The organism is Sphingobium sp. C100 (assembly GCF_000508185.1).
Classification (GTDB): domain Bacteria; phylum Pseudomonadota; class Alphaproteobacteria; order Sphingomonadales; family Sphingomonadaceae; genus Sphingobium.
In genome coordinates this window covers 1-1,405 of sequence record NZ_AYOY01000104.1, presented here as the reverse complement: position 1 = coordinate 1,405, position 1,405 = coordinate 1, and the positions used below count along the sequence as shown (strand labels likewise).

Annotated in this window: 1 protein-coding gene; it reads left to right on the top strand. The window is 63.7% G+C overall.

Annotated elements, in window-relative coordinates; genetic code table 11:
- On the top strand, window positions 1–1,347 hold a 1,347-nt coding region (locus tag C100_RS32330; RefSeq protein ID WP_037529990.1), incomplete at its 5' end, for a Tn3 family transposase.
- Window positions 1,348–1,405: the final 58 nt, after the last annotated feature.

The window sequence follows — 1,405 nt, the reverse complement described above, 5'->3', positions numbered from 1 at the left end:
GTGCGATATCGCGACGACCGCCTCCAGATATCCCCCGTTCGCACGATCGCGACGCCCGACGCCGAAGCGCTGGCCGACCGGCTCGATGCCATGATGCCACGCATCCGCATCACCGAGCTACTGCATGAGGTGGCGCAGGAAACCGGCTTTCTTGCGGCGTTCACCAACCTGCGTACCGGCGAGCCGTGTCCCAATGAAAACGCGCTGCTCGCCACGATCCTCGCCGATGCGACCAATCTCGGCCTGTCGCGCATGGCGGCGGCGAGTCAGGGCGTCACGCGCGATCAGCTCCTCTGGACCCATGACGCCTATATCCGCGACGACAGCTACCGCGCGGCGCTGGCCCTCCTCATCAACGCGCACCACCGCCTGCCATTCTCACGAGTATGGGGCGACGGCACCACGTCCAGTTCCGATGGCCAGTTCTTCAGGGCCGCGAAGCGCGGCGCGTCGGGCGGCGATATCAACGCCCGCTATGGCGTCGATCATGGCTTCAGCTTCTACACCCATAATTCTGATCAGCGCGCGCCCTACCACGTCAAAGTGATCTCGGCCGCGACGCATGAGGCGCCCTATGTCCTCGACGGCCTCACCAGCCACGGCACCGATCTCAGGATCGTCGAGCATTACACCGACACCGGCGGGGCGACCGATCATGTCTTCGCCCTGTGCGCGATGCTGGGATTTCGCTTCTGCCCGCGCCTGCGCGACTTCCCCGACAGGCGGCTCGCGCCGATCGCGCCGGTCACGGCCTATCCGTCCATCACCCCGCTGTTGGGCAAGCGTATCCGCACCGACATCATCGGTGAGCAATGGGAAGACGTGCTGCGCCTCGTAGGGTCGATCAAGGCCGGCCATGTCGCGCCATCGGTCATGCTGCGAAAGCTCGCTGCCTACGAACGGCAGAACCAGCTCGATGTCGCGCTACAGGAAATCGGCAAGATCGAGCGGACGCTGTTCATGCTGGACTGGCTAGAAAATCCCGATCTGCGCCGGCGATGCCATGCCGGTCTCAACAACAGCGAGCAGCGCCATGCCCTGACGCAGGCGATCTACACATTCCGCCAGGGCCGCATCATCGACCGCAGCCACGAGGCGCAGCAATATCGGGCGTCCGGCCTCAATCTGCTCGTCGCCGCGATCGTCTATTGGAACACGATCTACATGGATGCCGCCGCCCAGCATCTACGATCAACATCGGTCGCGGTGCCTGATGATCTACTCGCCCATACGTCCCCAGTAGGTTGGGAGCATATTGCTTTCTCGGGCGATTTCCTCTGGGATCGAGCAGCCGCTTCCGCTGGCCGCAAGGCCCTCAATCTGCCGCCGGATAGCCGCGCCGCCTAAGCGTTCGCTGATTGTTCGCCCTTAGCGTTGTTTAGCGTACCATCCACGCTATGCCCTC